Below are 1,115 nucleotides of genomic sequence, written 5' to 3' on the forward strand. Positions count from 1 at the left end.
TATGCAGCTGTCTCCAGTAGAGTATGAGAAACGCTATTTCCTGAGCTTGGAGAGTGTCTAGAAAATCCGGGGCGATTCATGGCACTCCATCACACAGTGGCAGACGCTCACTTGCAGCAAAGGTGCTGGCCGCAACTGGTGACGTTGAGACGGTGCAAATGATTCTTGGGCATTCCGATCTTGACCATTCGAAGCCGTACCTGTCAGTGAATCAAGCCACTATACGGCGTGCTTTTGAGCTGGCATTGTAGATACTATGTTTATACAAAACTCTTGCGGATAACGTGCTTAGTATCTACAATGCGCATACTTTTTAGGAGGTTGTTATGGAAGTCAAAGTGCAGCAGTGGGGTAATAGCGCGGCGATTCGCCTGCCTGCAACCGTGCTTAAGCTGATGAATCTGGTCAGTGGCGATGTGCTGAAACTCGATGTGTCCGCCGAGGTTATGACCCTCAAGGCTGCGAAGGCCAAGCCGCATTACGCGCTGGCCGAGCTGATGGCGCAGTGTGACTTGAGCGCGCCGGAGCCTGCCGACATGGCAGCGTGGAATGCCATGTCAGCCGTTGGGCGTGAAGCGTGAAGCGTGAAGCGTGAAGCGGGCCAAATTTAACCGTGGCGATATTGTGCGCCTGAACCTGAATCCCACCGCTGGCCGTGAGCAGCAAGGCGATTTTCGTCCTGCGCTGATCATTTCGCCTGCAGCCTTCAACGTGTCGGGCTTGGTCCTGATCGCGCCCATCACCCAAGGCGGGGATTTTGCCCGCTATGCCGGTTTTGCCGTGCCACTGAGCGGTTCCGGCACCGAGACGCAAGGCGTGGTGTTGTGCAATCAACTCCGCACCGTTGATCTTGAGGCCCGTGGGGGCAAGCGCGTAGAGGCGGTCCCCGAGGTGGTGATGGACGATGTACTAGCCCGCATTCAAGTGCTGATTGAGTAGGAAAAGCCGGATGCAGACCTGGTGGTGAAGGCGCTGGACGTGGCTTACGAGCAGCGCGGCAAGCCTCAAGGCCTGCTATTTCATTCCGACCAGGGATCGCAAGGCGGATTCAACCGGTCGTCGCAACACCTTGATCGAGGTGTTTATGGGACGACCCGCAGGATGGATGCAAAAAT

2 protein-coding genes and 2 pseudogenes are annotated in these 1,115 nt (G+C 55.9%); all 4 read left to right on the forward strand.

The window, feature by feature from the left end; all coding sequences use genetic code 11:
- Positions 1-89: 89 nt before the first annotated feature.
- Positions 90-251 (forward strand): annotated as a pseudogene (locus tag CE491_RS31095) (site-specific integrase); the annotation flags it as partial.
- Positions 252-326: 75 nt separating this feature from the next.
- On the forward strand, positions 327-581 hold the full coding sequence (locus tag CE491_RS00105) for an AbrB/MazE/SpoVT family DNA-binding domain-containing protein (protein WP_110946373.1): 255 nt from the start codon (positions 327-329) through the stop codon (positions 579-581).
- A 10-nt stretch (positions 582-591) separates the two neighbouring features.
- Positions 592-939, forward strand: a complete 348-nt coding sequence (locus tag CE491_RS00110; protein ID WP_110946374.1) for a type II toxin-antitoxin system ChpB family toxin — start codon at positions 592-594, stop codon at positions 937-939.
- 3 nt (positions 940-942) lie between these two features.
- A pseudogene (locus tag CE491_RS31100) lies at positions 943-1,115 on the forward strand (IS3 family transposase); the annotation flags it as partial.

Source organism: Pseudomonas bohemica (assembly GCF_002934685.1).
Taxonomy (GTDB): Bacteria; Pseudomonadota; Gammaproteobacteria; order Pseudomonadales; family Pseudomonadaceae; genus Aquipseudomonas; species Aquipseudomonas bohemica.